Annotated in this window: 23 protein-coding genes; 7 read left to right on the top strand and 16 right to left on the bottom strand. The window is 70.3% G+C overall.

The window, feature by feature from the left end:
• Positions 1 to 62 precede the first annotated feature (62 nt).
• From LVY72_RS05600 to LVY72_RS05580, 5 genes are all read right to left on the bottom strand, one after another.
• Positions 63 to 1,442 carry an NAD(P)(+) transhydrogenase (Re/Si-specific) subunit beta gene (locus LVY72_RS05600; protein ID WP_237818543.1) on the bottom strand — a complete coding sequence of 460 codons (1,380 nt, stop codon included), beginning with the start codon at positions 1,440 to 1,442 and terminating at the stop codon, positions 63 to 65.
• Positions 1,439 to 1,786 carry an NAD(P) transhydrogenase subunit alpha part 2 gene (locus LVY72_RS05595; protein ID WP_237818541.1) on the bottom strand — a complete coding sequence of 116 codons (348 nt, stop codon included), beginning with the start codon at positions 1,784 to 1,786 and terminating at the stop codon, positions 1,439 to 1,441. Before LVY72_RS05595 ends, LVY72_RS05600 begins: the two co-directional genes overlap by 4 nt.
• Positions 1,783 to 2,931, bottom strand: a complete 1,149-nt coding sequence (locus LVY72_RS05590; RefSeq protein ID WP_237818539.1) for an NAD(P) transhydrogenase subunit alpha — start codon at positions 2,929 to 2,931, stop codon at positions 1,783 to 1,785. Before LVY72_RS05590 ends, LVY72_RS05595 begins: the two co-directional genes overlap by 4 nt.
• A 136-nt stretch (positions 2,932 to 3,067) precedes the next feature.
• The gene (locus tag LVY72_RS05585; protein ID WP_237818537.1) at positions 3,068 to 3,340 is read right to left on the bottom strand and encodes a hypothetical protein; all 273 of its coding nucleotides are present in this window, start codon (positions 3,338 to 3,340) and stop codon (positions 3,068 to 3,070) included.
• 183 nt (positions 3,341 to 3,523) lie between these two features.
• Entirely contained in the window at positions 3,524 to 4,006 is a 483-nt protein-coding gene (locus LVY72_RS05580) for a TspO/MBR family protein (protein WP_237818535.1), read from the bottom strand.
• Positions 4,007 to 4,231: 225 nt separating this feature from the next.
• On the opposite strand from LVY72_RS05580, the gene LVY72_RS05575 reads away from it, so the two are divergent.
• The 3 genes from LVY72_RS05575 to LVY72_RS05565 all read left to right on the top strand — a co-directional run bounded on the left by LVY72_RS05575 (position 4,232) and on the right by LVY72_RS05565 (position 7,280).
• A complete protein-coding gene (locus LVY72_RS05575) occupies positions 4,232 to 6,004 on the top strand; it encodes an MDR family MFS transporter (RefSeq protein ID WP_443627200.1) in 1,773 nt (590 codons plus the stop codon).
• 1 nt (position 6,005) lies between these two features.
• The gene (locus LVY72_RS05570) at positions 6,006 to 6,479 is read left to right on the top strand and encodes a MarR family winged helix-turn-helix transcriptional regulator (RefSeq protein WP_237818533.1); all 474 of its coding nucleotides are present in this window, start codon (positions 6,006 to 6,008) and stop codon (positions 6,477 to 6,479) included.
• 108 nt (positions 6,480 to 6,587) lie between these two features.
• Complete coding sequence (locus LVY72_RS05565) at positions 6,588 to 7,280, top strand: endonuclease/exonuclease/phosphatase family protein (RefSeq protein ID WP_237818531.1); 693 nt, start codon at positions 6,588 to 6,590, stop codon at positions 7,278 to 7,280.
• A gap of 71 nt (positions 7,281 to 7,351) precedes the next feature.
• On the opposite strand, the gene LVY72_RS05560 is transcribed toward LVY72_RS05565, so the two are convergent.
• Genes LVY72_RS05560 through LVY72_RS05535 form a run of 6 tightly spaced genes read right to left on the bottom strand, consistent with a single transcriptional unit; the run spans position 7,352 to position 14,108 of the window.
• Complete coding sequence (locus LVY72_RS05560) at positions 7,352 to 8,944, bottom strand: sulfatase-like hydrolase/transferase (protein ID WP_237818529.1); 1,593 nt, start codon at positions 8,942 to 8,944, stop codon at positions 7,352 to 7,354.
• Positions 8,941 to 9,753 (bottom strand): ABC transporter ATP-binding protein, encoded by an 813-nt coding sequence (locus LVY72_RS05555; protein WP_237818527.1) that lies wholly within the window; start codon positions 9,751 to 9,753, stop codon positions 8,941 to 8,943. The genes LVY72_RS05560 and LVY72_RS05555 overlap by 4 nt, the downstream gene beginning before the upstream one ends.
• A 44-nt stretch (positions 9,754 to 9,797) precedes the next feature.
• The gene (locus tag LVY72_RS05550; RefSeq protein WP_237818525.1) at positions 9,798 to 10,571 is read right to left on the bottom strand and encodes an ABC transporter permease; all 774 of its coding nucleotides are present in this window, start codon (positions 10,569 to 10,571) and stop codon (positions 9,798 to 9,800) included.
• Complete coding sequence (locus tag LVY72_RS05545; RefSeq protein ID WP_237818523.1) at positions 10,568 to 11,341, bottom strand: ABC transporter permease; 774 nt, start codon at positions 11,339 to 11,341, stop codon at positions 10,568 to 10,570. Before LVY72_RS05545 ends, LVY72_RS05550 begins: the two co-directional genes overlap by 4 nt.
• 31 nt (positions 11,342 to 11,372) lie before the next feature.
• Positions 11,373 to 12,368: an ABC transporter substrate-binding protein gene (locus LVY72_RS05540; protein ID WP_237818521.1), complete on the bottom strand. Its 996-nt coding sequence runs from the start codon at positions 12,366 to 12,368 to the stop codon at positions 11,373 to 11,375.
• A 45-nt stretch (positions 12,369 to 12,413) separates the two neighbouring features.
• Positions 12,414 to 14,108, bottom strand: a complete 1,695-nt coding sequence (locus LVY72_RS05535) for an amidohydrolase (protein ID WP_237818519.1) — start codon at positions 14,106 to 14,108, stop codon at positions 12,414 to 12,416.
• Positions 14,109 to 14,349: 241 nt separating this feature from the next.
• Between LVY72_RS05535 and LVY72_RS05530 the strand changes: the two genes are divergently transcribed.
• Positions 14,350 to 14,988, top strand: coding sequence for a TetR/AcrR family transcriptional regulator (locus tag LVY72_RS05530; protein ID WP_237818517.1), 639 nt, complete (start codon positions 14,350 to 14,352; stop codon positions 14,986 to 14,988).
• Between the two features lie 16 nt (positions 14,989 to 15,004).
• Here the strand turns inward: LVY72_RS05530 and LVY72_RS05525 are convergent, their stop codons facing one another.
• Positions 15,005 to 15,943, bottom strand: a complete 939-nt coding sequence (locus LVY72_RS05525; RefSeq protein ID WP_237818515.1) for a formylglycine-generating enzyme family protein — start codon at positions 15,941 to 15,943, stop codon at positions 15,005 to 15,007.
• Positions 15,944 to 16,063: 120 nt separating this feature from the next.
• Between LVY72_RS05525 and LVY72_RS05520 the strand changes: the two genes are divergently transcribed.
• On the top strand, positions 16,064 to 17,059 hold the full coding sequence (locus tag LVY72_RS05520) for an adenosine deaminase (protein WP_237818513.1): 996 nt from the start codon (positions 16,064 to 16,066) through the stop codon (positions 17,057 to 17,059).
• A 41-nt stretch (positions 17,060 to 17,100) separates the two neighbouring features.
• Here LVY72_RS05520 and LVY72_RS05515 read toward each other — a convergent pair whose 3' ends face one another.
• The 3 genes from LVY72_RS05515 to LVY72_RS05505 form a co-directional block, all read right to left on the bottom strand.
• A complete protein-coding gene (locus LVY72_RS05515) occupies positions 17,101 to 17,592 on the bottom strand; it encodes a DUF6010 family protein (RefSeq protein WP_237818511.1) in 492 nt (163 codons plus the stop codon).
• Between the two features lie 67 nt (positions 17,593 to 17,659).
• Entirely contained in the window at positions 17,660 to 18,775 is a 1,116-nt protein-coding gene (locus LVY72_RS05510) for a PLL family lectin (RefSeq protein ID WP_237818509.1), read from the bottom strand.
• A 124-nt stretch (positions 18,776 to 18,899) separates the two neighbouring features.
• Positions 18,900 to 19,889, bottom strand: coding sequence for a D-2-hydroxyacid dehydrogenase (locus LVY72_RS05505; protein WP_237818507.1), 990 nt, complete (start codon positions 19,887 to 19,889; stop codon positions 18,900 to 18,902).
• Positions 19,890 to 19,954: 65 nt separating this feature from the next.
• On the opposite strand from LVY72_RS05505, the gene LVY72_RS05500 reads away from it, so the two are divergent.
• Entirely contained in the window at positions 19,955 to 22,918 is a 2,964-nt protein-coding gene (locus tag LVY72_RS05500) for an FAD-binding and (Fe-S)-binding domain-containing protein (protein ID WP_237818506.1), read from the top strand.
• Between the two features lie 352 nt (positions 22,919 to 23,270).
• Positions 23,271 to 24,191: a hypothetical protein gene (locus tag LVY72_RS05495; RefSeq protein ID WP_237818504.1), complete on the top strand. Its 921-nt coding sequence runs from the start codon at positions 23,271 to 23,273 to the stop codon at positions 24,189 to 24,191.
• 44 nt (positions 24,192 to 24,235) lie between these two features.
• Here the strand turns inward: LVY72_RS05495 and LVY72_RS05490 are convergent, their stop codons facing one another.
• A complete protein-coding gene (locus LVY72_RS05490) occupies positions 24,236 to 25,285 on the bottom strand; it encodes an alpha/beta hydrolase (RefSeq protein ID WP_237818502.1) in 1,050 nt (349 codons plus the stop codon).
• Positions 25,286 to 25,339: the final 54 nt, after the last annotated feature.

Genomic DNA, 25,339 nt, shown 5'->3' with positions numbered 1-25,339 from the left:
AAAAGGCGAGTGCCACCCAGCGCTCGGTGGCTGCACTCATGGCAGTGGCGCAGCGATGACGCTCACAGCGCCTTGACCGCGCTGAGCAGCTTGTCCATGGTCTCCTTCGCATCGCCGAAGAGCAGCGTCGTCTTCGGGTCGTACAGCAGCTCGTTCTCGATCCCGGCGAAGCCCGGACGCATGGACCGCTTCATGAAGACGACCTGCTTGGCCTCGTCCACCTTCAGGATCGGCATGCCGTAGATCGGGGCACCCGGAGTGGTCTTCGCGGCCGGGTTCACCACGTCGTTGGCGCCGACCACCAGCACCACGTCGCTGTGCTTGAACCTCGGGTTGATGTCATCCATCTCGACCAGCTGCTCGTACGGGACCTGGGCCTCGGCCAGCAGGACGTTCATGTGCCCGGGCATCCGTCCGGCCACCGGGTGGATCGCGTAGTCCACCTCGATGCCCCGTTCGGTCAGCACGTCCACCAGTTCGCGCAGGGCGTGCTGGGCCTGCGCCACGGCCAGGCCGTAGCCCGGGACGATGATGACGCGGCTGGCATAGCCGAGCATGATGGCGATGTCCTGCGCGGTGGCCGAGCGTACCGGCCGGTCGCTCGCCGTGCCGGCGCCGAGCGTGGAGCCGCCCCGGAGCGCGCCGAAGAGCGTGCTGGTCACGGACCGGCCCATGCCCCGGGCCATCATCACGGTCAGCAGCGTGCCGGAGGCACCGACCAAGGTGCCGGCGATCAGCAGCAGGACATTGCCCAGGACGTAGCCGCCGGCCGCGACGGTCAGTCCGGTGAACGCGTTCAGCAGCGAGATGACGATCGGCACGTCCGCTCCCCCGACGGGCAGCACCAGCAGCACGCCGGCCAGCAGCCCCAGCACGGCCAGCGCGATCGCCGGTATCAGGCCCGGATCCACCGCCGCGATCACGATGGCGGCAATGGCCGTGAGGATGGTGGCCGCGAACAGCACCGGCAGGCCGGGGAACACCACCGGCCGGGTGGTCATCAGTCCCTGCAGTTTGGCGAAGGTCACCAGCGAGCCTGCGAAGCTGACCGCGCCGACGACGACGGTGAAGGCTGCCGCCGTCGTCGTCACCGCGGAGGGCGCCGGTTCCCGGTCGAAGCCGTGCAGTTCCGCGACCGCGACGATGGCGGCAGCGCCGCCGCCGACGCCGTTGAACAGCGCCACCAGCTGGGGCATCTGGGTCATCTGCACGCGCCGTGCCCCGACGGCGCCGAGTACCGCGCCGAGGCCGACGGCGATGAGGATGGGGACGATGTTGCCGAGGGGGCGTTCGAAGAAGACGACGGCGGTAGCCACCAGCGCGCCGGCGGCGCCGATCAGGTTCCCGCGCCGTGCCGTCTTCGGTGAGGACAGGCCCTTGAGCGCGAGGATGAAGCAGACCGCGGCGACCAGGTAGACCACCTGCACCCAGACCGGGATCACGGTGCCTTGTCCTTCCCGGTGGGTTCCTTCCCGGGCGCTTCCTGCAGTCTCTTCGGTGGTGCCTTGCGACGGGCGGTGAACATCTTGAGCATCCGGTCGGTGACCACGAAGCCGCCCACCAGGTTGACCGCCGCAAGCACCGTGGCCACCAGGCCCAGCACCAGTACCGGCGCGGAGTCCGCCGTCCCGGCCACGGAGATGGCGCCGATCAGGATGATGCCGTGGATGGCGTTGGTGCCGGACATCAGGGGCGTGTGCAGGGTGGAGGAGACCTTCGAAATGACTTCGAGACCCACGAAGATGCTCAGGACCAGGATGGTCAGCCAGACCACTGCATCGTTCATCCGGCGGGTCTTTCGGCGTCCAACGGTCCCTGCAGCAGGGCCCGGGTGGCTTCGTGGCGGACCTGCCCGCCGTAGGTGACGCAGGTGCCGGCGACGATCTCGTCCGCGAAGTCGGCGTGGAACCCTGCCTCGGCATCGGTGATCAGGCCGATCAGGTTCACGATGTTCTGGGCCAGCAACCGGCTGGCCGGGCCGGGCAGCTGGCCGGGGACGTTCCGGCCGCCCCAGACCCGGGCCTGGCCGATCCGGACGATCTCCCCGGGCACCGAACCCTCCACATTGCCGCCGGATTCAGCCGCGAGATCCACCACGATGGCGCCTGCCTTCATCTGCCGGACGGCCTGGGCGGTGACCAGCTGCGGGGCCTGCCGGCCGGGCACCGCCGCAGTGGTGATCAGCGCGTCGGCGGCGGCGACGTAGGGCATCAGCAGTTCCTGCTGCCGCCGGGCCCGCTCCGCTGTCATCTCGCGGGCGTACCCGCCGGCACCGTCCAGGGTCTCCAGCTTGAGCTCGACGGGCTTGCCGCCGACCGAGCGGATCTCCTCGGCCGCGGCCGTCCGCACGTCGTAGGCCTGCACGACGGCGCCCAGGCGCCGGCAGGTGGCGATGGCCTGGAGGCCGGCGACGCCGGCACCCAGGACCAGCACCTGCGCCGGCTGCAAGGTGCCGGCGGCGGTCATGTTCAGCGGGAACATCCGCGGCAGCAGGTCCGCGGCCACGATGGCGCAGCGGTAGCCTGCCACCAGGGCCTGCGAGGAGAGGGCATCCATCGACTGCGCCCGGGAAATCCGCGGCACCAGCTCCAGCGCGAAGGAGGCGATGCCGCCGCCGGCCAGCTGGCGGACCAGGTCAAGGGACTGGGCCGCCGGCAGGAAGGACATGGTGGCCGCACCGCGGCGCAGCCGGGCCACGGTTTCGCCAGCCGGCGGCCGTACCGACACGGCAAGGTCGGCGCGCTCCGGGCCGTCCGTGGCTATTTCGGCACCGGCCTGCAGGTATTCCGCATCGCCGAAATCCGACCGTGCCCCCGCACCGGATTCCAGCAGTACCCGGTGCCCGGCAGCCGCCAGTTTCGCCACGGCGTCCGGTACGAGGCCAACCCGGGTCTCCTCCGGTGCGCGCTCGCGCAGCAGTGATATCAGCACCGTGCGACCCCTCTCCAACCAGGCGGCCGGGACCACTTGAACTCAAAGTAGCCTGCTGCGGCGTGCTGGTCGAGTGCCCAGGGGCAACTATTCAGTGCGGGCCGGCGTCGGCGGCGGATCGCTCCTTGCGGTCAGGTCAGGCGACGCCTTTCAGGGCCTTGGAGTCTTTGTCCAGCGCCAGCAGGCGCCGGGCCTCGTCCAGAGCCGCCTGGGAGTCCTTTTTGCCCAGCTGGGCGAGCGTCAGCAGATTCGCAATCCGCTGCTCGCGCCGGAGGCCGGATACTTCGTCGGCAAACTCAATCGTGGCGATGACGCGCGCATGGGCACGCCGGCCCCGCGCATCGGTGCTGGCGTCTTCGGCATCGATATCCCCGAGGATGGCTAAGGCTTCGTGCAGCCGATGGTTCATGATCCCCCTCCAACACCCCAATGTTGTGGCGGCGTTATGTCGAAATTCACACTAGTTGCGTCATCGAACCATATGCCGTTCCTGCGGAGTTGGGAATAGCTGAAACGAATAACGACACCATGTGACGGCCGGAAAACCGCCATACCCCGCCCCGGCGCAGACGCCGGCGTCGACATCGGGTGGTCAGCGTCCCGGATTGCGCCGCGCAATCGCCGTCGTGAGCACGGTCGCAAAGCCGCACCACAGCGCGTACGGCGCCAGTGCGGCGCCCGCTGCCGGCGAGATCCGGCCGGTACGCCGGACCAGGTCGGCGCTGCTGACGGCCAGCACCGCGCATTCCGCGGCAGCCAGCCACGGGCTGCGGGCACGCCAGAACAGCCAGCTCCAGGCGCCGTTGAGCAGCAGGTTCGCGGCCAGCGCACGCCGGTAGCGGCGGCGTTCTGCCGGCTGGTTCCGGTCCGCCAGTCCGTCCAGCGCCTTGGCTCCGGTCAGGGCAATATCCGCGTAGAGGGCCGTCCAGACGATGGGGAAGACGGCGGAGGGCGGCTGGAAGGGTGGCTTGCGCAGGCTGAGGTACCAGCTGCCGGAGGGTTCGGTGGCGACCGAGCCGGCCGCTGCCGCAGCGGTGGTCGCGAGGGCGGTCTTGGCGAGGGTAGAGGCACGCATCGGTTCGCTCCTTTGGGGGTGCGGGACAGCCTTGACCGAAAGGCTAGCATTCGCTGCCTGCCCCGCGCGCTTCGCGCACGGGGACCCCGGGCAGCTCACTTCCCGGACGGTGGCGGCGCCAATGCCCCGGCCGGCGCGGGCGATGACAATTGGTTGCGTAAATCAACCAACTTGCTTATGGTTGACAAAAGACAACCATTTTCGCCAGCCCGCAGGAGTACCACTGTGTCTTCGCCGCCCCCTTCGCCCCCGGCCGGGGAACACCGTGCCCCCGCCGCCATGTCGCACCGGCAGGTATTGCAGTCCCTGACCGGCCTGCTGATGGGCATGTTTGTCTCCATCCTGGCCGGCACCGTGGTCAGCACCTCGCTGCCGGTCATCGTCTCGGACCTGCACGGCGACCAGACCGCCTACACCTGGGTGGTCACCGCCACGCTGCTGGCCACCACCATCTCCACCCCGATCTGGGGCAAGCTGGCGGACCTCTTCGACCGCAAGCTGCTGCTGCAGCTGGCCCTGGCCGTATTCGTGTTGTCCTCAGCCATCGCCGGGTTCTCCCAGGACACCACGATGCTGATCACCATGCGCGTGTTCCAGGGCCTGGGCGGCGGCGGCATGGCCGCACTGAGCCAGATCGTCATGGCAGACATCATCAGCCCGCGGGACCGCGGCAAGTACATGGGCCTGTTCGGCGCCGTGATGGCGCTGGGCACCGTGGGCGGGCCGCTGGTGGGCGGCTTCATTACCGACACGATCAACTGGCGCTGGAACTTCTTCATCGCGCTGCCGTTCGCCGTCGTCGCCATTTTCCTGATCCAGCGGACGCTGCACCTGCCCAGGCTGGAGCCGCGCCGGGTCAGGATCGACTACCCCGGCATCGTCCTGCTCTCGGCCGGCGTGTCCCTGCTGCTGATCTGGGTCTCGCTGGCCGGCAACAGCTTCGACTGGGCCAGTGCCACCACTGCGTGGATGGTCGGCGGCGCCGTGGCCGCCCTCGCCGCCTTCACCGCCGTCGAGCTCAGGGCGCCCGAGCCGCTGATCAACCTCCAGCTCTTCCGCAACGCCACCTTCACGCTCAGCGTCATCGCGTCCATCTCGGTAGGCGTGTCCATGTTCGGCACCGCTGTGTTCCTGGCCCAGTACATGCAGCTGGCCCGCGGCGCGAACGCCACCCAGTCGGGACTGATGACCATTCCGATGATGGCCGGCCTGCTGATCGTCTCCACCATCGCCGGCGCGCTGATCAGCAAGCGCGGCAAGTGGAAGGCCTTCGTGGTCACCGGAGCGGCGCTGCAGACCGCGGGCCTGTTCCTGCTCGGCACCATCCACTACGACACCAATTTCCTGCTCGTCTCGGCCTACATGTTCCTGCTCGGCGCCGGCGTCGGCATGGTGATGCAGAACCTGGTGCTGGTGGTGCAGAACGCGGTGCCGCAGCGCGAGCTCGGGGTGGCCAGCTCCGCCGTCACCTTCTTCCGCAGCCTCGGCGGCACCGTCGGCGTCGCCGCCCTCGGGGCGTTGCTGGCCGCCAGGATCCCGGAGCTGTTCGCCGAGCGTGCGGACCGGATCGGCACGGCCATCGCCTCGCTGGGTATCCGGGGGGCCGAGATCGCGCAGGGCTTTGCCAGCGGCACCGTGCCGGTGGTCCACGAACTGCCCGAACCGCTGCGCGGGATCATCGAGGGCATCTATGGCGACGCCGTGGCCAGGGTATTCCTGGTCGCTGCTCCGCTGGGGCTGCTCACCCTCCTGGCCGTGGCGTTCCTGCCGAACCTGCCGCTGAGCACCAAGACCCGGCATGAGCGCGTCACGGAGGAGAAAGCTGCCTCCGCCGGGGCAACCGCGGGGCTGGCCACCACCGCCGTCGTCGAACCGGAAAGGGCGGCGGAAGCCGGAGCCGGGCTGGAGGAGGCCCTGGCGGTCCGGCCGCACGCGGACGGGCCGGAACCGGGCCGCCGGCGGCCGTCCGCCGGCCCCGGGGAAGGCAGCGGTGGGTAGAATGGCCGGACTGCCCGATCCGCCGGGCCCGGAGGCAGCCGGCGGGGACAAATCCGCGCTGATCGCCGACGTCGAACACGAGTTCTCCCGGCTGGTCATCGGCGCGCGCAACTGGATCCGCAGCCGGGCCGCGGCCATCGACCCGGCGCTGCTGCCCTTCGACTACAAGATCCTCGCGGTGCTCGACCGCAGCGGGACCCTGCAGCAGGGCAGACTGGCCGAACTGCTGGCCACGGACAAGTCGATGGTCAGCCGCTCGGCCAAGCGGCTCGTCGGTCTTGGCCTGGCCGCCCGGAAGCCGGACCCGGACGACCGGCGGGCCTTCCTGCTCGGGCTGACCGACGAGGGATCGCGGCGTTTCCAGGCGGCCAGCCGGGAGGAACGCGAGGTCTTCACCGGCAAGCTCATGGCCTGGGAGCCGGAGGAACTGCGCCGGCTGGCGGACCTGCTGGGGAAGCTAAACGGCCCGGCCTGAGCCGCCGGACGATCCTCGTGCCGGAATTTTGGGGGCCTGTGCACTAGATGGGCACCGGAGTCTGTGGCACGGTGGTGTAGTGATCCACACGGAAGAGGTGCTCCGCGGATGAAAGTCATCAGTTACAACCTTCGCGAGCACAGTGCGAGCGGCGAACTGATCGACCTGGCCCGGAATTTCGATGCCGATGTCATGTGCCTGCAGGAATGCGACACCGATGACCTGCCCCACACCGTGGGTCCCCTGCATTTGGCCGATTCCACCAAGGGAAACCGGCTGGGCCTGGCCATCTACTACCGCCAGTCCCGCTTTACGGTCCTGGAAACAAACGCCTTCGCGTTAAAAAAGTCCATGCATGACCGGGTGCTCGCCCCGGCACACGAGCGGCTGGTCGGGGTGCGGCTGATCGACAACGAGACACAGCACGGACTGGTGATCGGTTCATTCCACGCGGCCCCGCTGTCCGCTTCCAATTCGCTGCGGCGGCATCAGATCCGGGCCGCCCACCAGGAACTGGTCAAGATGGGCGGGGAATCCATGCACCTGATGGTGGGCGATTTCAACTACCCCTTCTTCATCAAGAACCTCGCCGCCCGGGCGAAGAAGGCCGGCTACGACCTGACGCTGAGCAACCGCAGGACCTACACGCGCTATGCCGTCTTCAAGGGCCACTTCGACTTTGCTACCTCGCTCGGGCTGAAGATCGAGAGTATCGAGACGCTGCCGCGCGGACTGTCGGATCATCTGCCCATTCTGGTGTCGGCCGAATACGCGGCCGAGCCTCCCGCACCAGCCGGCTAACGCCGCCCGGGCCGACGGCGGTGCCCGGGTTCCCTTAGGCGGGAACCCGAGCACCGCCGTCGCACCTTTGCCTATGCCGCCGCCGTCGGGGCGGTCCCTTCGTCGGCCAGCGCGGCCATCCCCTCGAGCATGGCCGCAGTCAGCGAGTCCTGCAGCTCCTTGAACTTCGGCTCGCCCGCCACATTGTCCAGCTCTTCCCGGTCCACCGAGTGGTCGTACAACTCGGTGATGTCCGTGCCGAAGTAACGGGTCAGCCGTCCCTCCCGAGTCAGCACCGAGCGGGTACGGACCGGGCCGGGCAGGCCGGGCAGGCCGAACGGCTGGTCCTCTTCGATGATCAGCGCCTCCCGGATCGAACCGGCCACCCCCTCCAGCAGGGGCACGAGGGACCTGCCCTGGATGCCGCGGTAGGTCCGGGTGCCGGTGAGTTCCAGCAGTGTGGGGGCCAGATCCGCGGTGGCTACCAGCGCGTCGCTGGTGCCGGCCGGCCTGCCCGGGACCTTGATGCTCAGCGGAACGTTGGTCACCGCCCGGTAGTGGCTGAAATGCTTGAGCATCAGCCCGTGATCCCCGAACAAGTCCCCATGGTCGCTGGTAAAGACCACGATGGTGTCCTCGGCCAGTCCGTTCTCCTCGAGCGCAGCGAGGACCCGGCCGATCTGCTCGTCCATCAGGGTGATCAGCCCGTACTGGGCGGCGGCTGCCCGGCGGAACTGCTCCTCGTCCGCGGCGAAGGTCATGGTCGGGTCCTCGTTGGGCACCCCGCGGTTCCCGACCATGTGCCGGATGTGCGGCGGGGATTTGGCATGGTCCTGGTAGAAACCTACCGGCAGCTGAACCTCCTCCGGCGAATACAGGTCCGCGTACCCCTCCGGCGGGGAGAAGGGGTGGTGCGGGTCCGGGAAGGAAACGAACAGGAAGAACGGCTCACCGGTGCCGGCAAGCCCGGCCAGGCGTTCGACGGCGCGCTCCCCCACGTAGGCGCTGGGGTGCAGGTCCGCCGGGATGGCGGTTTCGTAGACCTGGTCCCAGCTGTCCAGCCGGCGCGGGGCGTTGCCGGGCCCGCCCACGGCCAGCGGGTCCACGCCGCGCTCGCGCGCCCAGTGCACGTAATGCCCGCCGGGCCGGTCCCCGTGCCCGATCACCAGGTCCACATGCCGGTAGCCGTAGTAGTCATCGGGCAGCGGGATGAACCGCTCGTCGTGGGCGGCCTTGTCCTCCCACTTGTCCCAGCCCGCCGGGCGCGGCCGGGTCCTGGCGTCGGCGGCGTCGGGATCGGCCAGCAGCGGGTCGGTGGCCAGGATCTCGGCCAGCTGGGGCGGTTCGAAGTCCCAGCCCATGTTCTGGTGGTGCAGTTTGCCGACGGCGGCGGTCAGGTACCCACCGCAGGACAGGCTGCGCACCATATTGCCGGCGTCCGGGTCCAGGGGAATCCCGTTGCACCGGGTGCCGTGCGCGGAGGGCCAGCGCCCGGTGAGCAGGCTGGCCCGGTTGGGCATGCAGGTGGGGTTGGTGACGGTAGCCTCGGTGAAAACCATGCTGTCGGCGGCCAACTTGTCCAGGTTCGGGGTCCGGACCATGGTGTTGCCGGCGAAGCCCAGATGGTCGGCCCGCAGCTGGTCAGCGATGAAGACCAGCACATTGGGCCGCTTCGCGCCGGTCATGCCGGCTTCCGGATCATCGACAGCACGGTGGTGCGCTGCTCGGCGAATTCAGGCAGGGAACGGGTGGAAATCTGGTCGCGCGGGGCAGGCAAATCGATGCCGATGACGTCGAGCACCCGGGCCGGTTTGGCGCCGAGTACGACAACCCGGTCGGACAGGTAGACGGCCTCGTCGATGTCGTGGGTGACCACCAGGATGGTCATGCCAAAGTCGTCCCGGATCTTCAGGCACAGGTCCTCAAGTTCGAACCGGGTCTGGGCGTCCACTGAGGCGAAGGGCTCGTCCATGATCAGGATCTCCGGCCGGTAGGCCAGCGCGCGGGCAATGGCCACGCGCTGCTGCATGCCGCCGGAGAGCTGCCACGGGTACTTGCCGTCCGACCCGTCCAGGCCCACGGCCCGCAGAGCGTCGTCGATGCGCTGGTTCATTTCCTGGGCCGGCAGCCGCAGGTGGCGCAGCGGCAGGCGCACGTTCTTGCGCACGGTCAGCCACGGCATCAGCGAGCGGCTGTAGTCCTGGAAGACCAGCGCCATTTCCGGCGGCGGGCCGTCGATCCTGCGCCCGTCGATCGCGGCGGTGCCGGAGGTGGCTGGCTGCAGACCGGCCAGGCACTTGAGCAAGGTGGTCTTGCCGACGCCTGACGGGCCGACGATGCAGACCACCTCGCCGGTGGTGACGGTGAAGGTCAGGTCCTCGATCACGCACTTGGCGTTCGGACCGGACCCGTAGGTCTTGGACAGTGCGGTGACTTCCAGCCGGGGCCGGGCCGCGGCGGTGCCGAGGGCCACCGGGTTCTCTTGTAGTTCCATTGAATTCTCCATGCCGGGGTGGTGGTGCGTGGCCAGAGTGCGGGTCATGAGCGAGCCAGCCGCTTCGAGCCCACATACCAGGCCAGGACTTTGTTCTTGATGACTTCGAAGACCAGGTTGGCGCCGAAGCCGATGACGCCCAGCAGCAGGATCCCGGCCCACATGTCCGAGGTCATGAAGCTCTGCTGCGCCAGCAGGGTCATGGCGCCGATGCCCTGGGAGGAGCCGAGCATCTCGGAGGCGATCATCACGATGAACGCCACCTGCAGGCTGACCTGCATGCCGGAGGCGATCTGCGGCCCGGCCGCCGGCAGGTAGACCTGGGCCAGCTTCTCGCCGCGGCTGAGCCGGTAGACGGCGCTGACGTCCTTGAGCGTGGAGTCCACGCTGCGGATGCCGTCCACGGTGGCGATCAGCGTGGGGAAGACCGCCGCGAGCGTGATGCTGACCAGGCGCATCTCGAGGCCGAAGCCAATCAGGGAAATGAAGATCGGCACCAGCGCCACCGGCGGGATACCGCGCAGGAAGTGGATCAGCGGGTCCAGCGCCCAGCGGGCCACCGGCACCAGCGCGGTGGCGAAGCCGAGTCCGACGCCGATCACGGTGGCCAGCGCGTAGCCGATGACCAGGTTCCGCAGGCTGAGCATCACGTCCGAGCCGAAGTGGTCGAAGAGCCAAAGCGCCTGGAAGCGTTCCAGGGTCGCGCTCAGCGGCGGGAAGAAGGTGTTGGTCGAGTTCTCCGACAGCACCCACCAGGCGGTGACCAGCAACAGGGGCGTGCCGACGCCGAGGGTCCAGTTGATCAGTCTGCGGTTCATGGGGTCAGCACCTCACGGTAGGACGCGTGCCAGTGGAGCAAACGGCGCTCGGCCAGGGCGCTGGCACCTTGGAAGGCCAGGCCGAGCACGCCCAGGACGACGACGTAGGCGTACAGCACCGGGTAGTCGCCGCTGGCCTGGGCCTGGTAGATGCTCCGGCCCAGGCCGGGCCCGCCGCCGAGCAGTCCGGCCACCACGGTGATGATCAGGGCGGCCGGGGCGGCCACCCGCATCGCCGTGCCAATGAACGGCATGGCACTGGGCAGGGTGACCCGGGCCAGGATTTCCACCCGGCCCAGCCCGTAGGAGCGTGCCGTGTCCAGGGTGACCGGATCGGCGTCGTGCACGCCGGCCACCGTCTGCATAATGATCGGCAGCACGCAGCCGAAGAACACCAGGAACCAGGACATCGGCGTGGTCGGACCGAAGATCAGCACCACCAGCGGCAGGATGACGATCGGCGGGATCGGCTTAAGGAATTCCAGCACCGCGGCGGTGGCGTACCGGACAGGCTCGAAGCTGCCGATCAGCACGCCCGTGACGACGCCGGCAGCGGCCGCCGCGGCCAGGCCGGCCAGGGCGATGACCAGGGTGTCGGCCAGCGCGGCCCAGAAGGCCCCACCGGCCAGCAGCCCGGCCAGTTCGGCGAAGGTGTCGGCCACGGTGGGCAGCGGGCCGCCGGCCATCGGTCCGGTAGCAATGAGCTGCCACAGGGCCAGGGCGGCCGCCACGCCGCCGGCACTGACCGGCAGCCTCAGTTTTCTGTTCATGGACTCTTCTCCAAAAGGGACTTGCGCGGGCCTATTTCGCGCCGAGAACCAGGCTGTCGTCCACGGGAACTTCCTTGGCCAGGAAGCCCAGCTCCGCCAACTGCTGGTTGACCCGTTGGATTTCCTCCAGCTTCACCTCGGTGGGCCAGTACGTCTCGGCGCCCTTCTGGATGGTGGCCAGCGGCACGCCCGTCAGCTGGGCCGAAACCTTCTGGGCTTCGTCCTTGTGCTTGTTCGCGTAATCGTTGGCCTTGTAGATGGCCCGGGCGAACGCCGCCAGCTGGTCCTGCTTGCTGTCCACGGTCCTGGCTCCGGCCACCCAGAGGCCCACCGCACCTTCCTGGAAGAACTCGACGCCGGGCGAGGCCAGGCGCTCGTGGCCCTTGGACTCGGCCTGGGACGTGAACGGGGCGATCAGCGTGGCGGCGTCGACGCGCTGGGAATCCAGCGACTGCAGCGCCGAGGCCGGGTCCAGCACCATCCAGTTGACCTTGGCCGGATCCCCGCCGGCATCCTTGACCGCCTTGGCGACGGTCACCTCCATCTGGGCCTTGCGGGCCGGTACTGAAACAGACTTGCCCTCCAGGTCCTTTGGGCTGGTGATGCTGCTGCCGTTGGGGATGAACAGACCGGTGTCGTCGACCTGGGCCAGGTCCTCGGGCTGCTGGTCCTTGGGCGCATAACCGTCCGCGGCGGCGACAATCTTCAGCGGCACGTTCTGGCTCATCGCGTTCAGCATCGGGATCGACGGTGAGTACGTCAGGTCCAGCTGTCCGCTCTGGGCGGCGGCGACGCCGGCGGGCGGGTTGGCCACTACGCTGGTCTCCACGTTCAGGCCCTCTTCCTTGAAGTACCCCTTGTCGATCGCCAGCTTGAGCGCGGCGTCCGAGCCGATGCCGATGGTGCCCACCTTCAGCGTGGCAGCGCCGCCGGAGGCCTCCGGCCCGCTGGAGCCGGCGCTGCTGCCGCCGCAGCCGGCCAGGGCAAGGGCTGCCGCGGCGGCCAGGGCGACGGAGAGTTTCTTCATTCGCATAGTTCTTCCTTCAGCTCAGGTATGGGTGGAACGGAAAGGTCAGGACCGGCCCCGGCCCGCAGCGGCCCAGCCGGGTTCGTGGACGATGCTGCCGGCGGCGATGGTCCAAGCGACCTTGCGCTCGGCCAATTCGTCGATGTCGGTATCCGGCCAGGCGCCGTCGAGCACGCAGAGATCCGCGGCCATCCCCGGGACCAGCCGGCCCTTGAACGTTTCCGCGTGGTCCTGCCAGGCGGGCAGGGCGGTCATGGCCAGCAGCGCCTGGGTGGTGGAGATCCGCTCCGGATCGTCCGGGCGCCCGGGTTCGTGCACGGTGTCGCGGGTGACCGCCGCCGCCACCGTGCGCCGCCAGTCCGTGTCGGTCACCGGCGAGTCGGAGGCGATGTTCAGCTTGACCCCGGCGCGCAGGGCCGACAGCAGCGGCTGGTGGCGGCCGTAGCGCTCCTCGCCGAGCAGACGCTTCAGCAGGTCGCCGGCAGCGGCACGGATGGCCGGGTTGGTGCTGTAGCCGATCTGGTTGGCGGCGAGCCGGGCCAGCGACTCATTGCTGCGGAACGCCCCGTGGATGATGTAGTGCCGGCCGGCAGGCCCATCTGCCTGGGCGGCAATGATGGCGTCGACGGCGGACTCGGTGGCCGCGTCGCCGGTGGCGTGGATGCCCGCCTGCAGGCCCGCGCCGTGGATCAGCCGGATGATTTCATGCAGCTCGGCGACCCGCTCGGCATCCGAGGCGCCGGCGACCACCAGGGACCCGTGGTTGCACTCGCCGCCGTAGGGTTCGCTCATCCAGGCGGTGCCGCTGCGCGGCGTGCCGTCGGCGAAGACCTTGACGCCGGCGATGCGCAGCAGCCGCGGGTCGATGCCCCGGTCGGCATAAAGGTGCTGCAGGCCGGAGGCCAGCCCGGCGCCGACCGCCTCGGCGGAGACTCCGCCGGTGCCGGCGAAGAGCAGGAGCGTATTGATGCGCACGGTGAGCTCGCCGCCGGCGGCCAGGTCCCCGAGCAGTTCCAGCGCATCGGTGGTGCAGGCCCCGCCGATGAGCGCCTTGCCGCCGGGGCCGAGCCCGGGTTCGGTCAGCGAGGTAATGCCTTGGGCATGCAGCAGACGCTGGAAGTTCAGCGCCGCAGCACGCAGATCCTGGCGCGGGACCGGAGGCAGGGCCTCGGTGATCATCTCCATGGCGGCGTCCACGAACAGGCCGCTGGGCTCTCCGGATGCGGTACGGCCGATGACACCGCCGGCGGGCACCGCTGGAGACCGTCCGATACCCGCGGCCGTCATGGCTGCCTGGTTGGCCAGCAGTTGGTGGCCGGTCTGGTCGAAGACCACCACCGGGGTGTCAGGGCGCAGGCCGCGAAGTACGTCCGCGCCGCCGGGACCGAGGACCACCTCGTCCCAGCCGTGGGCGCGGATCCAGCCGTCCGCTCCGGGCGAGGCGCCCCGCAGCAGGGCGGCGACCTGCAGCCAGCTCGAGGCCGCCGTGGCGCCGACATTGAAGTAGCCGAACTTCGCCATCGCCGACGCGATGAAATGCAGGTGGCCATCGTTGATCCCCGGCAGTACGGCACCGCCCTCGGCGTCGATCACCCGGGTGCCCGGATCCACCAGCGACAGCACCTCGTCCCCGCCGACGGCGAGGATCCTGCCCCCGCCCACCGCGACGTTGACGCTGCCTGCCATCTCCGGCAGCTTGCTGTTGATGATGACCAGCCCGGCTGCATTCGGTAGCTCCATGGACGGCCTTTCTGTGATGTGCGTTACTGGCTCGAACAAGTATGTCGCATGACTTGGTCACTTGACCATCTTTTTTCGATAAAATCTTTGTTCGAGACATTTCCGCACCACTGCGCTGGAGCGGGACAGGCTCAAGACTGCATGCAAGAGCGGGGCAGCCGGGCCCCAGCGTGGCGCGCCGGCGACACGATAGGGCCTGTCCCGCTCGATAGGATGGACTGCATACCCGGAGGTGAATCCATTGGCCCGTGTCCCTACTGCCGAACGGCGGCTGCAGTTCGTCCGTGCAGCTGCCCGGGTCATTGCCCATGACGGGCTGGCTGCGGCCACCACGCGGCGCATCGCCGCGGAGGCCGACGCACCGCTGGCCTCACTGCACTACTGCTTCCGCAGCAAGGACGAACTGCTGCAGGAGGTCTACTACTACCTCAGCCGCGACTACGCCCAGGCCCTGCCGCCGGTGCCGGACGGCGGTGCCGGCCTTGGCTCCGTCGTCCGCGCGCATGCGCAGCGGGTCTGGGAACGCATGCTCGCCGAACCGCACGAACAGGTGACCACGTTCGAACTGCTGCTGCGCAGGTTCCGGGTCACGGCGGACGAGGAACCTCAGGCGCTGGCGATGAACCGGTCCATGTATGCCGGCTGGGTCAAGTCCACCAGCGAACTGTTCGAATCCGCCGCCGTCGGCGCCGGGGAGCCGGTCCCGGAGAACCTGGAACTGGCCGCACGGCTGTTCATTTCCGGGATCGACGGGATCAGCATGCAGCATCTGGCCGACCCGGACCCGGAGCGCTCGGCCGCGCTGGTCCGGATGCTGGCCGACGCCGTTGCCGGATCCTTCAGTTACGCCGAGGACACCCGGACGGCCACTGCCCGCTGACGGGCCGTCCCGGGACTCAGGCTGCGGTGCGGAAGCCGCAGTTGCTGCTGGCCGAGTCCGGGGAGTTGGAGCTGCGGGCGGCTACCCGGTAGCGGTTGCAGTAGGAGTCGTGGCAGAGGAAGGACCCGCCGCGCATCACCTTCCCGCGGCCGATGGTCGGCCCCTGCGGATTCTCCGGCGGCGCGTTGCGGTAGTACTTGGGCAGGAACCAGTCGCTGCACCATTCCCAGACGTTGCCGCTGACCTCGTACAGCCCGAAGCCGTTGGGCGGGAAGCTGCGCACCGGGGCGGTGGCCAGGAAGCCGTCCTCGACCGTGTTGACGCCTGGGAACTCGCCCTGCCAGATGTTGCACAGGTGCTGCCCCGCTTCCCCATACAGCTCATCGCCCCAGGCGTAGCGCTTGCCTTCAAGTCCGCCGCGGGCGGCGTACTCCCACTCCGCCTCGGCGGGCAGGCGCCGGCCGGCCCAGCGGCAGTAGGCCACGGCGTCGTGCCAGGACACCTGCACCACCGGGTGGTCCGGTATCTCCTCCCAGTGCGAGAGCGGTCCGGCCGGATGGGCCCAGTCCGCGCCGCGGACGGTCAGCCACCACGGCGCCGCCTGCACCGGGCCGAAAATGTCCTCCGGCGCCGCCTGAACCTGCAACTGGAAGACCGCCGAGGAGCCGAAGCGCTCGGACTCGGTGCGATAGCCGGTGGCCGCCACGAACCGGGCGAACTGGCGGTTGGTCACCGCGGTGGCATCCATGCGGAAGGCGGGCAGGACCACATCGTGCACGGGCACCTCCCCGTCCTCCGGATACCCCTCGCCGAAGTGGTCGCCCATCCGGAACCTGCCGCCCGGCAGCAGCACATCCTCGTGCAGCGCTCCGGCACTTCCCCGTCCGGCCCCCAACGGCTCCGGCTGCCCGCCCGGTTCCGCGGCGGGACGGGACGGGGTACCGCAACAGGACATGCTTTCTCCTCAACACTTCGGCGATCCAAGTATCCAGGCCTCCCACCAACCGTCCCGGTGGCGTTTCTACCTGTTACCGCCTACTTTAGAGCTGCACTGCACCAAACCGAATGAGGCCCCATGCTCCAGCTTCCCAGCGCCGAACTCCACCTGCACATCGAAGGCACGCTCGAGCCCGAGCTGATTTTCGAACTCGCGGAACGCAACGGCATCGCCCTGCCCTACGCGGACCTGGCCGATCTCAGGGACCGCTACGAGTTCACCGACCTGCAGTCCTTCCTGGACCTCTACTACAGCAACATGGACGTGCTGCGCACGGAAGCGGATTTCGCGGACATAACCCGGGCCTACCTGCGGCGTGCGGCGGCCGCCGGGGTGCGGCACGCGGAGATCATGATGGACCCGCAGGCCCATCTGGTCCGCGGCGTCGCGCTGGAGACCTGCGTCAATGGCGTCGCCTCGGCCCTGGCCGGCAGCGAGGCCGAGTTCGGGGTCAGCACGGGGCTGATTGCCGCCTTCCTGCGCGACCGCCCGGCCGGCGAGGCGCTGCAGGTGCTGGAGGAGCTGCTGGCCATGGACGCGCCGATCATCGGCATCGGGCTGGATTCGGCCGAGGTCGGCCATCCGCCCAGCGGCTTCGTGGCGGTGTACGAGCGGGCCCGCGCCGCGGGGCTCCGGCGCATCGCCCATGCCGGCGAGGAAGGTCCGCCGGAATACGTGTGGGAAGCGCTGGACCTGCTGGGGGTCGAGCGGATCGACCACGGCATCCGCTGCCTGGAGGACGATGCGCTGGTCGAGCGGCTGGCCGCGGAGCAGGTGCCGCTGACGGTCTGCCCGCTGTCCAATGTCCGGCTGCGCGCGGTCGATACGCTGAAGGACCATCCGCTGCCGGCCATGCTGGCGCGGGGACTGAATGTCTGCGTGAACTCGGACGATCCCGCCTACTTCGGCGGCTATGTGGACGACAACTTCGGCCAGCTGCGCGAGACCTTCGGGCTGTCGGCGGACGAGCTGGCCACGCTCGCGGCCAACTCGGTGCGCTCGGCCTTCGTCGCCCAGCAGCGCCGCGAGGCGCTGCTGGGCGAGATCGAGGATTGGCGGCTGGCCCAAGGCTGACGGCCGGCGACGGCGGCCCGGTGCCGCCGTCGCCGGCCGGCTCAGGCCGCGGCTTCGGCCTTGGCCTTGGGCGCTCCCTGGCGGAAGCCGAACCGGCTCTGCCCGCCGGGCCGGTAGGCCACCACGATGTAGAGGGCCACGACCCAGTCCCAGGTCAGGCAGGAGATGGCATAGGCGGCCGGGGCGAATTCCTGTCCGGGACCGAACAGGTGCAGCGGAATATCCCAGAAGGGGTGCAGCGCCCACCCGGCGGCCAGCCAGTACGGGGACCGGCGCATGCCCAGCACCGCCAGAACGCCCAGGACCAGGACCTGGGCCAGCTCGAGCAGCATCCAGCCGGTACCGGCCTGCGCCCCGGCGGCGAAGACGAGGTACATGGCGCCGGCCACGCACAGGAAGAAGGCCAGGACGAACCGGCCCCAGGCGTCCCGGACGAAGCGCGACAACAGGAAGGCGGCGGCCAGCATGGGCAGGGAGTTGACCGCCCCGCCGACCAGGTAGTTGCTGATGAAGGTTGGGGTCAAAGTTTCCATGTCCAAAGGCTACGAACGGCGGACGCCGCTCACACCGGCAAAATGGCCGGGTTAACACCGGCAGGTTTTACGGCGCCTTCCATGAGAGCTCGATGATGTGGTGGTCCGAGGAGTTGTAGTAGACGTGCTGGGTGGCATCGTCCACCTCGACGAAACCCGCCGGGCTGCTGATCGCCAGCGGTGCATGGGCAGCGGTGGTGAGGTCGTGGTGGTGCCAGCCGGTGGAATTCCACCAGAGCTCGTGGATCCGGCTGTCCACGCCCAGGTAGACCACGTGCTGGGTCGGATCCGGCTGCAGTGTCTGCGCCTCGAAGGCGTAGCCGGACGGACGGCTGCCCGGGGCGGCCTTGGGGGCACCGGTAACGGCGGACAGACTGGAATGGTGCCAGCCGTTGGCGTCCCACCAGAGTTCGTGGATGTGGCCGTCGGTGCCGCGGTAGTCCACGTGCTGGGTGCCCTGTCCGCGGAACACGTAGCCTGACGGCTGGTCGCTGGCCGGCGGTGCCTGGGCCGCAGCGGAGAGGTCATTGTGGTGCCAGCCGGTGGCGTCCCACCACAGTTCGTGGAGGCGGCCGTCCGTGCCGTGGTAGTCGACATGCTGGGTGCCTTGGGCGTCAAACATGTAGGCCCCCGGGGCACTGCCGGCCCGCGGTGCCCCGGTCGCGGCGGACAGGTCGCCGTGGTGCCAGGTGCCGTTCTGCCACCACAGCTCATGGATATGGCCGTCCCGGCCCTGGTAGACGGCGTGCTGGGTGTTCTGCGCGTAGAAGATGTACCCCTCGGCGGTTCCGTTGGCCGGGGGCGCCCCGGTGGCTGCGGTGAGGTCGTGGTGGTGCTGGCCGTCTTCGTCCCACCAGATTTCGTGGACGCGGCCGTCGTCGCCGCCGCCTGCCTGCTGGCCCTGGTACAGCACATGCTGGTTGCCCTGGTTGGGAAATATGTAGGCGGACGGCTGGCCGGTGGCGAGCGGGGCGCCGGCGTCGTCGGTCAGGTCCTCGTAACGCCATTCGTTGTTGCCCGGGGTCCAGTAAAGCTCGTAGAGGTGGCCGGTGGATCCCTGCGTCGCAGTGAAGCCGTGGAAAATGGCATGGCGGGTGAACTGGGCGAAGAGATAGGCCGCCGGCCCGAAGGTCGCCTGCGGCGTGCCGGCCAGGGTGGTCAGGTCGGAAAATTTCCATCCCATGATGCAGATCCGTCCGTAGAATACGTCCGCCACTGGAGCGGCACTGACACTTCACGGTAGGCCCGCACCGTTACAGGTCATCGGCTCCGGCGCCGCCGGCCCGGACCAAAGACCGAGCCATTTGTCAGGAGGAGGGGAGGTAGCCGAGGGCCTTGTCCACCACGTTGGCCAGCGGCGCACCGGCGACGTAGCGGTCCAGGTTGGCCCGGAACTGGTCCGCCAGCGCGTCGCGCCAGCCGGCCACGTCCCCGGACAGGTGCGCGGAGACGTGCACGTTCTCCAGCTGCCAGAACGGGTGCCCGGCCGGCAGCGGCTCCTGCTCGAACACGTCCAGCGAAGCGGCGGCGATCCGGCCGCTCCGCAGCGCCTCCAGCAGCGCCGCCTCGTCCAGCAAGGCCCCGCGGCCGACATTGACCAGGTGCGCGGCCGGCTGCATGGCCGCCAGCACGCGGGCGTCGACCAGATGGTGCGTCTGGGCGGTCAGCGGCGCGGCCAGCACCAAATGGTCCGCCCAGCCGGCGTGCGCCGCCAGCTCGGCGCTGGGCACCACGGTGCCGAAATCCTGGTCCTGCCCGCGGGCGGTGCGGCCGGCGCCGCGGACCTGCAGCCCGACGGCGCGCAGCAGCCGGGCGGTGGCCCGCCCGATGCCGCCGGTGCCGACCACGAGCGCGCGCGAGCCGGCGGTCCGGGTGGGCTCGCGGTGCCGCCACTGCCCCTGCCGCTGCAGGCTCTTGCTCAGGTGCAGCTGCTTGTCGTGCGCCAGGATCGAGGCCAGCACGAATTCGGCGATGGGCGCGTCGAAGACCCCGTGCGCATTGGTGAGGACCACCGGCGAGCCGCGCAGTTCCTCGAACAGCACCGCATCCACGCCGGCCGCGGCCACGTGGACCCAGCGCAAGGCGCCCGCCTGCGGCCAGGCCGCGCGCAGGGCCGGGGAGAAGAAGTCCCAGAGGAACAGCACGTCGGCCCCGGGCAGGACGGCCGGCAGGCCGGCCGCGTCGGCGAGGACCACGTCGGCACGCGCCCGAAGCTCGGCCAGGTTCCGGGGCGGCTCCTGTCCCCCGGCGGCAAGGATCACGACGCGGGGACGGCGGGGCGGTGCGGCAGCTCTCACCCCACCACGGTACGCGCGCCCCGGGAAGCTTGCCGCCGGCCGGATCCGGCCGCACGATAGTGGTCATGACCAGCCCGCGCTCCGCCAACGTCCGGCCACCGGTGCTGGCCCGCCTCGCCGCGGCAGGGCTGGCCGCCGATGACTCGCCCCGCCGACTCGCCGAATACTCCTACGATGCCTCCAACTACCGGGTGCCGCCGCTGGCGGTGGTGTTCCCGCGCAGCATCGACGACGTCGTGGCCGCCGTTGCCGCCTGCCGGGACTCCGGCACGCCGCTGGTCAGCCGGGGCGGCGGCACCTCGATAGCCGGCAATGCGGTAGGCCCGGGCGTGGTGCTGGACTTCTCCCGGCACCTGAACCGGATCCACCGCATCGACGAGGCCGCCGGCACGGTGTCCGTGGAACCGGGCGCGGTGCTGGCGGAACTCACCCGGGAGGTGGAGCGGGCCACCGGGGGCCGGGCCAGCTTCGCCCCGGACCCGTCCTCGCGCAGCCGGGCCACGGTCGGCGGCGCGGTGGGCAACGACGCCTGCGGCAACCATTCGGTGCGCTACGGACGGACCTCGGACCACGTGCTGGAGCTCGACGTCGTCACCTCCGACGGCGCCCGGCTCACCGCGTCCGCCGGGCAGCTGCGCGCCACGGACCCGGCGGATGCCGTCTCGGCCGCCCGGGCCGCCGGGCTCACCGCGGGGCTGCAGGACCTGGCCCGGCAGCACCTGGCGGCGTTCCGCACCGAGCTGGGCCGGATCCAGCGCCAGGTCTCCGGCTACCAGCTGGGCCACCTGCTGCCCGAGCGGGGCTTCGACGTGGCCCGCTCGCTGGTGGGCTCCGAGGGCACCTGCGCCGTGGTGGTCGGCGCCCGGATGAAGATCGTGCCGAAACCGGCCAACGCCCTGCTGGTCTGCCTGGGCTATGCGGATGTGGTGCAGGCGGCCCGGGATATTCCGGACATCCTGGCCTTCTCCCCCGCCGCCGTGGAAGGCAGCGACGAGGCGATCGCGGACACGATGCGCTTCCGCCGGGGTCCGGATGCCGTCCGCGGCCTGCCCGGCGGCCGGGCCTGGCTATACGTGGAGCTGGACGGCGACGAGCCGGCCGCGGTGGCCGCCAAGGCGCAGCGGCTGCTGGCCCGGCTGCGGCAGAACGGCCGCCTGCTGGATGGACGCGCCGTCCCGGACCCGGCCGAACGGGCATCGCTCTGGCGGGTGCGCGAAGACGGCGCCGGGCTGTCCTCCCGGCTGTCCACCGGCGGTGAGTCCTGGCCCGGCTGGGAGGATGCCGCCGTCGCGCCCGAAAAGCTGGCGGACTACCTGGACGACTTCCGCGGCCTGCTGGCCCGGCACGGGCTAACCGGCGTGATGTACGGGCACTTCGGCGCCGGCTGCGTCCACATCCGGATCACCTACGACCTGCGCAGCGAGGCCGGCCGGACCGTCTTCCGGGCGTTTTCGCAGGAGGCGGCCGAGCTGGTGGTCCGCCACGGCGGCTCGCTCTCGGGCGAACATGGGGACGGACGCGCCCGCTCGGAACTGCTGCCGGTGATGTATTCGCCGACACTGCTGGCCGCGTTCGCCGCGTACCGGCGGCTCTGGGACCCGGCGGGGATCCTGAACCCCGGCCTGCTCACCGACCCGGACCCGATCGACGCCCAACTGGCGCTGGCCGGCGTGCCGGCGCGGCAGTGGCGCACCAGCTTCGACCTGCGCCCGCTGGGGGCCGGGACGGAGGATCCCGCCGCCGGCAGCGCCGTGGACCCGTGGGTGCACGCGGTCCAGGGCTGCATCGGTGTGGGCCGCTGCCGCGCCCCGGCCGGCGGCGTCATGTGCCCCAGCTACCGCGCGACCCGGGACGAGAAGGACTCCACCCGCGGCCGCGCCCGGGTCCTGCAGGAAATGGTCCGCGGCGCCGCGACGGAAGCTACGGGCTGGAAATCCAAGGCGGTCCGCGAAGTGCTGGACCTGTGCCTGTCCTGCAAGGCCTGCGCCAGCGACTGCCCGACCGGCGTGGACATGGCCACCTACAAGGCCGAATTCTTCGACCATTACTACCGGGGCCGGCTGCGGCCGGTTTCGCACTACTCGCTCGGCTGGCTGCCGCGCTGGCTGAAGCTCGCCGGTGCCGCCGCGCCGGCGGTCAATGCCATGCTGGGCACGCCGCTGGGCAGGGCGGCCGCAGGCCTGGGCGGGCTCAGCCCCGGGCGCACGCTGCCGCACTTCGCCGCCGCCGGGGCCTGGCGCCGGGAACTGGCGGCCGCCGGGATCCCGCCGGCCGGGCGGGGCGGCGCCCAGCCGCCGGACGGCGTCGTGCTGTTCGCGGACACCTTCACCCGCGGCTTCCGGCCCGAGGTGGCCGGTGCCGCAGCCCGCGTGCTGGCGGCCGCCGGCGAGCGCGCCGAATGCGCCGCGGAGGCCTGCTGCGGGCTGACCTGGATCTCCACCGGGCAGCTAGGCACCGCGCGGAAGCTGCTGGGCCGGGCCGCAGCGGCGCTCGACGACGGCACCGAGCGGCCGATCGTCGTCGTCGAACCCAGCTGCGCGGCGGCGCTGCGCAAAGACCTGCCGGAGCTGGTGCCCACCGACCAGGCCCGCCGGGTGGCGGCCCGGGTGCGCAGCTTCGCCGCCCATGTCCGCCAGCTGGCCCAGGCGGGCTGGCAGCCGGCACCGGCGCGGCCGCTGCCGGACCGGGTGGTGCTGCAGACGCACTGCCACGAGTACTCCGTCTTCGGTGCCGGCACCCAGCGGCAGGCGCTCGCCGCCGTTGGCATCGCCGAAGTGGTGGACGCCGCCGGCTGCTGCGGGGTGGCCGGCAACTTCGGCTTCGAGCGGGAGCACTTCGCGGTGAGCATGCAGGTAGCCGGACACGCCCTGGCCCCGGCGCTGCGGCGGACCGGCCAGGACACGGCCGTGCTGACCGACGGCTTCTCCTGCTCCCTGCAGGTCAGGCAGCTGGCACCGGACCGGCCGGGGCTGCATCTGGCCCAGCTGCTGGATCCCGGGCCGTCCGCCGGATCCGGTTCCGGCCGGTGAGGCCGCCGGTGCGCCCCTTGTCCCGGCGCGCACCGGCCACTACGTTGTTGGCAAGCCGCCGGCAACTGGGCGTGGCGTGCCACGCGGATGAGGAGGCGCGGTGGATAGTGGCAGCGGGGAGCTCTTCTCCCCCGCCGAATTCGCGGCACGGCTGGCCGCGGTCCGGCACCAAGACTGTCAGCCTGTCCAAGGGCAAGGCCAGCCACACCTTCAAGAAGTCCGCGGAGGCTACGTACCGGGTGGTCCTCCGCAGACCTCCACGGTTACGGCCGCAACGTCCACATCTGTCAGGAAATAGGCCTGACCCGCAGCTTCCGGAACGGGCCGGCGCCAATGGTCCTAGGCTGATGGCATGGAGCTGGAGGGTGCGGCGCGGGAACTGTATTCGTTGCTGCCCGGGGAGTTCACCGCGGCACGCAACGCCAAGGCCAAGGCCTCGGCGCAGGAGGGAAACAAGGAGCTGGCCGGGCAGCTCAAGGCGCTGCCGAAGCCCTCGGCCGCGGCCTGGCTGGTGAACATGCTGGCGCTGCACCGCCGGGACACGGTCGATGCCGTCGTCCAGCTCGGCCGGGAGCTGAGCGAGGCACAGGAACAGCGGGATCCGCAGCGGCTGCAGCAGCTGGGCGGGCAGCGCCGCGGACTGCTGGCCGCCGCGGCCGAGCAGGCCCGTGCCTTGGCGCAGGAGCTGGGCCACCCGGTGGGTGCGGCCGTACTCCCGGAGGTGGAGCAAACGCTGCACGCCGCGATGGCCGATCCGCAGGCCGCGGCTGCGGCGGCCAGTGGCCTGCTGACTGCTTCGCTTTCGTCCAATGGCATTGATCCGGTCGACCTGGCGGGCCGGCTCGCCGTTCCCGGCGCCGCTGGCGCCCCCGCCTCCCCCGGTCCGGGGCCGGGCCTGCCGACGGTGGCCGGGACGATCCGTCGCCCGGCCAAGGCTGCCGGGCAGACGGTGCCCCGCGGGAAAGATGAAGCCGCACGGCGCCGCCGGCGGGCGGAGGCCGAGCTGGACCGGGCGGAAGAGCGGCTGGGCCGGGCCGAAGAACGACAGCAGCGGCTCCAGGTCCGGTTGGACGAACTGGCGGACCGGCGCGGGGAACTCGAAGACCAGATTGCCGGGCTCAAGCGCCGGATCACCGCGCTGGAACGCGAGGTCTCCGGCGTCGAACAGGAAGAGGCCGCGGCCGAAGAGCAGTTCGAAGCTGCGGCAGCGGCCACGATCCGGGCCGAAACAGCGGCCCGGCTGGCCCGGAACCAGCTTCAGGCCGGGTCCTGAAGCCGTCCTGGCGCCCGCGGCGTGCGTCCCCGTCCCGGCCAGGCTCAGTCGGTGTGGCGGCGCAGGAACTCGATGCTGCGGGTCAACGCGGTCCAGGCCGCTTCCTCTTCCAGATGGAACTGGAACTCATGCGGCAGGCCGCGTTCGCTGCGGGGGAAGAACGTGTCCGTTTCCACCCCGGCGGCGGCCAGAACGTCGGCGAACCCGACCGAGTGCGCCAGCATCGGATCCGCGTTGCCGGCGGCAACGAACGACGGCGGAAAGTCCCTGCCCACATGCCGGCTCACGGAGGCCAGCCCGATATAGGGCAGTTCCGAGTAGTTCCGGAACCCGGTGTAGGACCAGAGCACCGAATGCTCGTACCTGCGCCGGGCGGCACCGGCGGCGTTGATCAGCGACAGGTCGTACGCCCCGCAATACAGCAGCGCGGCGCGCAGCCGGTCCCGGGCAATGGGGGCGGCGATGCCCAGCCGCTCCGCGTAGGCCGGGTCCGAGACCACCAGCGCCAGTTGGGAGGCGATCTGCGCGCCGGCGGAATCCCCGGCCAGCACGAACCGGTCCGGGTCCACATGCAGCCGCTCCGCATTCTCCTGCAGGTACTGCAGGGCCGCGGCCGTCTGGCGGACCGGTTCCGGGTACCGGTATTCGTGGGCCAGCGAATAGCCGACCCCGACGACGGTGAACCCGGAGGAGGCCAGGACCCGCAGGTAGTTGGCGACGTCGCTCTTGCTGCCCGCGATCCAGGCGCCGCCGTGCACCCAGACGATGGTCGGCAGCCGCTGCGCCTGGTGCTGCACTCCGGACGGAAAAAAGACGTCCAGGTACGTCAGTTGATGGTCGGCCAGGTACTGCAGGTCCAGCACCTCGCTGACGCCGTCGGGCACGTGCCTGGCCATGGCCTGCGCCAGCCGCCGGGTGCCTGCGCTGCCCAGCCGCCGGATGAGCCAGGTGGCCGGCCGGGGACTGTTCAGGAACCACAGCACCGTGGACGCGGCCAGCGTGGCGGCAACGGCGCCGGCAGCCGCGGCGGGGGCAATGCGTGCTGGCTCCGGGCTGCCGGTGAAGGCTTGGCCGCCCGGTAAGACTTGTGCCATTACCCAAGCGTAAGTCCGGAACGGCGTCTGCGGGAGGCCCCAATCCTGCAACTT

This window comes from Arthrobacter hankyongi (genome assembly GCF_022012395.1).
In the GTDB taxonomy this organism is placed as follows: Bacteria; Actinomycetota; Actinomycetes; order Actinomycetales; family Micrococcaceae; genus Crystallibacter; species Crystallibacter hankyongi.
The sequence above is the reverse complement of the archived record's forward strand: the minus strand, read 5'-3'. Positions and strand labels throughout refer to the sequence as shown.

Bases quoted from the DNA above. Each gene is read 5' to 3' on its own strand.
- LVY72_RS05595 (WP_237818541.1), bottom strand. From the start codon at position 1,786: ATGAACGATGCAGTGGTCTGGCTGACCATCCTGGTCCTGAGCATCTTC.
- LVY72_RS05585 (WP_237818537.1), bottom strand. From the start codon at position 3,340: ATGAACCATCGGCTGCACGAAGCCTTAGCCATCCTCGGGGATATCGAT.
- LVY72_RS05580 (WP_237818535.1), bottom strand. From the start codon at position 4,006: ATGCGTGCCTCTACCCTCGCCAAGACCGCCCTCGCGACCACCGCTGCG.
- LVY72_RS05570 (WP_237818533.1), top strand. From the start codon at position 6,006: ATGGCCGGACTGCCCGATCCGCCGGGCCCGGAGGCAGCCGGCGGGGAC.
- LVY72_RS05565 (WP_237818531.1), top strand. From the start codon at position 6,588: ATGAAAGTCATCAGTTACAACCTTCGCGAGCACAGTGCGAGCGGCGAA.
- LVY72_RS05560 (WP_237818529.1), bottom strand. From the start codon at position 8,944: ATGACCGGCGCGAAGCGGCCCAATGTGCTGGTCTTCATCGCTGACCAG.
- LVY72_RS05555 (WP_237818527.1), bottom strand. From the start codon at position 9,753: ATGGAACTACAAGAGAACCCGGTGGCCCTCGGCACCGCCGCGGCCCGG.
- LVY72_RS05550 (WP_237818525.1), bottom strand. From the start codon at position 10,571: ATGAACCGCAGACTGATCAACTGGACCCTCGGCGTCGGCACGCCCCTG.
- LVY72_RS05545 (WP_237818523.1), bottom strand. From the start codon at position 11,341: ATGAACAGAAAACTGAGGCTGCCGGTCAGTGCCGGCGGCGTGGCGGCC.
- LVY72_RS05540 (WP_237818521.1), bottom strand. From the start codon at position 12,368: ATGAAGAAACTCTCCGTCGCCCTGGCCGCCGCGGCAGCCCTTGCCCTG.
- LVY72_RS05535 (WP_237818519.1), bottom strand. From the start codon at position 14,108: ATGGAGCTACCGAATGCAGCCGGGCTGGTCATCATCAACAGCAAGCTG.
- LVY72_RS05525 (WP_237818515.1), bottom strand. From the start codon at position 15,943: ATGTCCTGTTGCGGTACCCCGTCCCGTCCCGCCGCGGAACCGGGCGGG.
- LVY72_RS05520 (WP_237818513.1), top strand. From the start codon at position 16,064: ATGCTCCAGCTTCCCAGCGCCGAACTCCACCTGCACATCGAAGGCACG.
- LVY72_RS05515 (WP_237818511.1), bottom strand. From the start codon at position 17,592: ATGGAAACTTTGACCCCAACCTTCATCAGCAACTACCTGGTCGGCGGG.
- LVY72_RS05510 (WP_237818509.1), bottom strand. From the start codon at position 18,775: ATGGGATGGAAATTTTCCGACCTGACCACCCTGGCCGGCACGCCGCAG.
- LVY72_RS05500 (WP_237818506.1), top strand. From the start codon at position 19,955: ATGACCAGCCCGCGCTCCGCCAACGTCCGGCCACCGGTGCTGGCCCGC.
- LVY72_RS05495 (WP_237818504.1), top strand. From the start codon at position 23,271: ATGGAGCTGGAGGGTGCGGCGCGGGAACTGTATTCGTTGCTGCCCGGG.
- LVY72_RS05490 (WP_237818502.1), bottom strand. From the start codon at position 25,285: ATGGCACAAGTCTTACCGGGCGGCCAAGCCTTCACCGGCAGCCCGGAG.